Origin of the sequence: Bacillus sp. BP-3, from assembly GCF_028401955.1 — a bacterium.
In the GTDB taxonomy this organism is placed as follows: Bacteria; Bacillota; Bacilli; order Bacillales; family Bacillaceae_G; genus Bacillus_A.
On record NZ_JAQOTJ010000043.1, the window covers coordinates 1 to 5,904 of the forward strand.

The following is a 5,904-nucleotide window of genomic DNA, read 5'->3' on the forward strand; positions in this document are numbered from 1 at the left end:
CTCAGTCATTCGATGTCAACTAAGTTTTTCATTTTGTTTATCGTGGTTACTTTGTTTCACCAGCGACTCGTATAATATTACACCTTTATTTAATAAGAGTCAACGTTTTTTAAAAATATATGTATTCTTTCTGCAGCATTGTAAATATTCCTCTCAAGTAATCCTTTATCCCGTATAAACTGCCCGTAAAAGCCTGATTCGCGGGGGTAATAATTAGTAGGGGATGAAGCCCCGCTGACGAAATTTTCACTTTATCTTTAAGGAATTATATATTCCTTGCAAAATAATAGAAACTGTCGCACCAGCTACATCTTTCAAATTTGCAATATTGTCCTCTACATAAAAATCCATCTATATTCACTTTAATTTTATCAAATACGAATTGGAACCAATATCAATTTTTTATCATGCGAACGAAATAAGGGAATGAAAAAAAGCTTTCCATTCCCTTATTTCTTTACACTGTCTCTTCTTCTACCTTCAAAACTGTCTTTTTCTTTGTGAATTTCCACTTTATCATATCCATCACATAATAAGCAGTCAGTACAATAATTAACGTTAAGAGCGTAGATGTTAATAAACCAGAAATAACCACCATGGCAAGGGATCGAGAAATAAGTCCTCCCTCGGTCGACAACGCTAGCGGTGTAAGTGCACCTATTGTAGCAAGAGCCGTCATTAAAATCGGACGAAGTCTTGTTACCCCCGCTTCTAATAAAGCTTCTTTTATAGCCATTCCTTGTTTTTCATTTTGCATAACACGATCCATCAACACAATAGCATTCGTTACAACAATGCCAATTAACATAAGAAACCCAACCAATGCCGGCATACCTAAAGGTTCTTTCGTAAGGTATAAGCCGAGCAAACCACCTGTAAAAAGAAATGGTAAAGAAAATAGAATTGCAAACGGAGCCATTGCATTTCCAAATGTCACTAGCATCACAACAAAGACAAGTACAACAGCAATTCCCATAGCAATAATCATATTTTGGAACCCTTCGCTCATAGCTTGCGACTGTCCTTCAGAGCGATACTTAATACCTTTTGGCAAATCTAACTCTTTTAAACGTTTATCTACCTCAGCTTGCACACCAGATACATTATCCGTTGTAAATCTTGCATTTACTTGTACATACTCTTGCTGATTTAAGCGATACAAGGCAGTAGGTCCTGGTGCTTCAGAGAGTGTGGCTACATCCGACAATTTTACCTGTTGCCCAGTAGGACTCATAATAATTTGATTCGTAATACTTTCAATAGATGTAAGATTGTCATTTTTCAACCCTAGATTCACCGAAGTCGTTTTTCCGTCTAATTGGACTGTCGTAACACTTTCGCCAGCAATATTCCCTCTTACAAAAGCAGCAATCATCATCGGATTCAAGCCTTTTCCCACTGCTTTTTCTTCATCAATTGACAAATTAAGTTGCGGTTTTGCAGCAGATAAATTTGTTTTCACATTCGACAAACCCTTTATGTCTTTTATCTTCTCTACAATCTTATTCCCGGCAGTCTCCAAATCCTTAGCGTTTCCACCTTCCACAATAAGAACAAATTTCCCTCCTCCTGTTATACCAATCGGTGTCAAAGCTGTTTCAATGCCAGCTCCTAGATTTTCCATCTTTTCTTTTACATCTTTTTCAAAAGTCGTTATTCCTTCTTTCGTCACATCATCCTTCAAATTAATCGACAAACGAATTCTTTCTCCTGAAACAACCGTTTGATAGCTTTTCACAATCACTTGTTTACTAAAAATACTTTCCATATCTTTAGCTACACCATTAGCTTTGCCAAGTGATGTTCCAACAGGTAAATCTGCCGTCAGATTATATGAAGCTGCCTTTTCTTCTGGTAAAAAGTTTTTAGGAATCAGTGGCACAAGCCCTAAAGATGAAACAAATACGACAAAAGCAAGAAAGAGTGTAATCATCTTTTTCTGAATCGTCCAGCTCAGCACACGTCGATATGTTCTCTGCAATATTGTTTCTTTCGGCTCCTTATGCTGCAAACGTAGCAAGAAAAATTTAGCAAGCAAAGGGACAACTGTTAACGAAACAAGTAAAGAAAAAGCAAGCGCAACAATAACTGTAATTCCGAACGGAGCAAAGAACTTGCCAACAATTCCTGGAACAAATGAAAGCGGACCAAATACTGCCATAGTCGTAATTGTTGAAGATGTAACCGCACCCCCAACTTCTTTAGCAGCCGCTAATACCATGGGTGTATCACGCTTTGTACTACTTAACGTTCTGCGGTAGATGTTTTCAATAACTACAATAGAATCATCAATTACTCGACCAACAGCTACCGCAATACCAGCTAGCGTCATCATATTTAAACTATAGTGTAAATACTTCATCGTAATCACCGCCGCTAAAACAGACAGCGGAATTGATAGAACAGCTACAATTGTAGCTCTTATATTACGTAAGAATACAAATGTCACAACGACAGCAAATAATGTACCTAGCAACACTTCCCTAAGCATACTATTAACTGATTTTTCTACCTGCTTTGAGCTGTCATACAACTTTGTCAGTTTATAACCGTCTGGTAATTGCAAATCAGATAGTTTTTGGTTAATTTGTTTGACCACTTCCACCGCATTAGTTCCTGGCTGCGCTTTAACAGATACAAGAACTGCAGGTGTGTCTTTTAATCTCGTATATACAGTTTCTGTTTTACTTCCATACTCTACAGTTGCTACATCTGACAATGTAACTGTTTGTACTCCCTCAGCACTTGGTACGGCCATTTTCATATTGTTCACGTCAGTAAGCGATTTAAGTTTGTAATCAGCTTGCACATTTAATGTTTTTTCATTAATACTCACCTGGCCTGCTGGAAAAGAAAAATTATGTGCTAAAAGTGCTTGCTTTACTATGTCATAAGTAACCTTTTTTTCCTTCATTTTTTCAATATCAAGTCTAATAGACAATTGCTTTTCGGTTTCACCTGACACATCCACCTTGCCGATATTTTCAACAGTGGACAAAGTCGGTTTAATCCGGTCGTTCACATATTGTGAAATATCCGCCTGCTTTGCATTGTCTGAAGAAAGAGCAAATGTAAATATCGGCTGCGAAGATCCATCTTTCATAACGACAGGTTTCCCTGCATCCTCTGGTAATTTTAAAGATGCAACAGCACTCGTCACATCTTTTTCAGCTTCATCCATCTTCCTGTCCATATCAAATTCTAAAATAGCAACTACCGTGTTGCTATGAGCTTCAATATATAAGTTATCAAGCTTTTGAATACTAGAAAATGCAGTTTCTAGCGGCTTTCCTATATCATTTAACCCTTGTTCTGGTGTGGCACCCGTATAAGGGACTTGCACAATCATATACGGAATATCAACGTTTGGCATTTCTTCCATCTCTATTGTTTTAATAGAATATAAGCCCCCGACAACAATAAAAATCATCGCGAGAAAGACAACACCTACATTTTTTAAAGAAAAATGAATCCACGACCCCACCGTCATTCCTCCCATTCCTTTTTACCATGCAAAATAACCTTACTCACATAACCCCTATAAGTCCTATTCCTCCCCTCCCTATATTCTCTTCACTCTTTTTTAAATTGCTAATATTATCCTTTTGTTACAAATAAACCCTATGACAGATTCTAAACTCAACCCAAAGACCTATATCGAATCATACAGCAGTATAAAAATCCATGTTCTAAACGCAACAAAAAGGATTATGTATTTTACACTTTCCGTAAGCAGGAGCACACAAACTTCCCTGGGATTTCCAATCCACACAAATGATTTATCAATATTTGATTTTTTACATGATTAAGTGGACGTTTTTTTACATAACTTAGTTGCCATTTATACTCTTGAGGTAAGGGATCTTACTACCTGTTAATGGGGGATAAACACAAAGTAAATTGGATAACACAATGAACAGTTATCGAAATGAAGATACGAATGTTAATAAAATGATTGCGGAAAGCTATCTGTTTTCAACGGAAGCAACCTATGATAAATTTATTTTATCAGAATTTACCAAATAGTAAATATTTATTATTAGAACAGAATGAGTGAATAAGAATATCGAAAAGTTGCAGGGAGGAGAAATATATTGGAACAAATTGAGCTGATAGAGTTGGACGAAGAGAATATAAATGATGGGGGCTGTTATTGTCTTCGGAGCAAGCCAACTTCAACAGGTTTCATCAATAAAAACAAATGGCTTATGGGAAGTTTTAATGAAGGGTTAAAGTATATAAAAATAATGGACAATAGCAAGCCAGCAGGTTTTATTGAGTATACACCTATTGAATATTCTTCGAGAGTTGTCTATGGTGAAAATTATTTAGTTATCCATTGTTTATGGGTAAATGTTACAGGAAAAGGGTATGCATCAAAATTGATTCATAAATGTATTCAAGATGCTAAGGCACAAAATAAAGATGGAGTTATTGTAATTACAAATCCAAACACTTCTTGGACTCCCAGTAAAGACGTTTTTATAAAGAATAATTTTAGAGAAATAGATTATGCACCTTATGGATTTGAGTTACTTGTTTACAAATGTGGACATTCACCTGACCCATATTTCCCAAAAGATTGGGATGAGCGACTGAAGCTTTTTAAAGGTTTAACAATTCTTCGTACCCAACAATGTCCATTTGTAGATGTCTCAACCAATAATGTTATTAAGGCAGCAAAGCAATTGGGTATTCATGCAGAAATTATTGACATAGAAAACAGAGATGAATTGTTGAGACTTTCACCTACTCCTTATGGTATCTATGGAGTCATCTACAAGAATAAATTAGTTTCATTTCATAGACTTACAGTTCACTCCGCAATAAAACGGTTAAATGAGTTAAGCTAATTCAACTACAATGGATAAGAGAACTCAATACCCTTAACTAAGTAAAAAACAAAGAATCTCTCACTACTAAGAGTGATAGATTCTTTTTCTAAGTTTACAGGGATGAAGGAATATACTTCTCAACAAATCCCCATACAATATGCCAATATTTCTCCGAGTCTATTTGTTCTGCTTCACCATGCTCCGCACCTGGTACAATTAATTTCTCTTTTTCTACCTTTGCCGCATTGTACATATCATCTAACATTTCATAAGGAACAAACTTATCCGCATCTCCATAAATGAACAACATTGGTGTTTTACTTTTCGCAACTTGCTTGACAGCCGAAGCCTCATTCAAATTATAACCAGCTCGGAATTTAGTTATTGTATTAGCTGCATTCATTACAGGGAATTTAGGTAAATGAAATAGATCTTTTAACTGATAGGGGTACTTTTAACACTACTAGTATTATTTTTCATTTGGTTGGCCTCTTAGTTGGGTTTATGGGATGGAAATTACTATAGAAACTGCAGGTTAAAAAATTCCTTACACCATCCAATATGGACTATGTGAAGTGAAAATTTTATTGTGATTAATTCATAGAGGATCTTGGAACTAAATAAAAAATGTACAAGAATTTAAAAATGTTTTGTCTTTATTATTCAAATAGCAATTTAGACTATTCCTTATATGTAAAAAAACGCTATTCTTTTGTTAACCACATACACGAAAGGATGGCATTTTTGTATGAATTTATCGATTTCAGATGAACTAGAATTGTTTTCTAAAGAATTACAACGATATATGTCACCACATGTTTTAGAACAGTTAGCTAGAGAGATAGGATTTGTTCAACGAAAAAGAGTTAAAAAAAGGAAAGTTACTGCTTCAATCCTCAAATCAGATGGATAAACACAAAAAAACCTAAGTCAAAACGACTTAGGTTTTTGCCTGGCAACGTCCTACTCTCACAGGGACAAAGTCCCAACTACCATCGGCGCTAGAGAGCTTAACTTCCGTGTTCGGTATGGGAACGGGTGTGACCTCTCTGCCATCATTACCAGACTT

The 5,904-nt window shown here is 35.8% G+C and carries 3 protein-coding genes, 1 rRNA gene and 1 pseudogene; 2 read left to right on the top strand and 3 right to left on the bottom strand.

Annotated features, from left to right (window positions below; genetic code table 11):
* Positions 1-457: 457 nt before the first annotated feature.
* On the bottom strand, positions 458-3,484 hold the full coding sequence (locus PLX19_RS25745; protein WP_272191776.1) for an efflux RND transporter permease subunit: 3,027 nt from the start codon (positions 3,482-3,484) through the stop codon (positions 458-460).
* Between the two features lie 610 nt (positions 3,485-4,094).
* Between PLX19_RS25745 and PLX19_RS25750 the strand changes: the two genes are divergently transcribed.
* Positions 4,095-4,853 carry a GNAT family N-acetyltransferase gene (locus PLX19_RS25750; RefSeq protein ID WP_272191777.1) on the top strand — a complete coding sequence of 253 codons (759 nt, stop codon included), beginning with the start codon at positions 4,095-4,097 and terminating at the stop codon, positions 4,851-4,853.
* Between the two features lie 94 nt (positions 4,854-4,947).
* Here the strand turns inward: PLX19_RS25750 and PLX19_RS25755 are convergent.
* Positions 4,948-5,289, bottom strand: a pseudogene (locus PLX19_RS25755) (alpha/beta hydrolase); the annotation flags it as partial.
* A 294-nt stretch (positions 5,290-5,583) separates the two neighbouring features.
* Between PLX19_RS25755 and PLX19_RS25760 the strand changes: the two are divergent.
* Positions 5,584-5,748, top strand: coding sequence for a hypothetical protein (locus PLX19_RS25760; RefSeq protein WP_272191778.1), 165 nt, complete (start codon positions 5,584-5,586; stop codon positions 5,746-5,748).
* A 37-nt stretch (positions 5,749-5,785) separates the two neighbouring features.
* Here PLX19_RS25760 and rrf read toward each other — a convergent pair.
* Positions 5,786-5,901: ribosomal RNA gene (gene rrf / locus PLX19_RS25765) — 5S ribosomal RNA — on the bottom strand.
* Between the last annotated feature and the right edge of the window lie 3 nt (positions 5,902-5,904).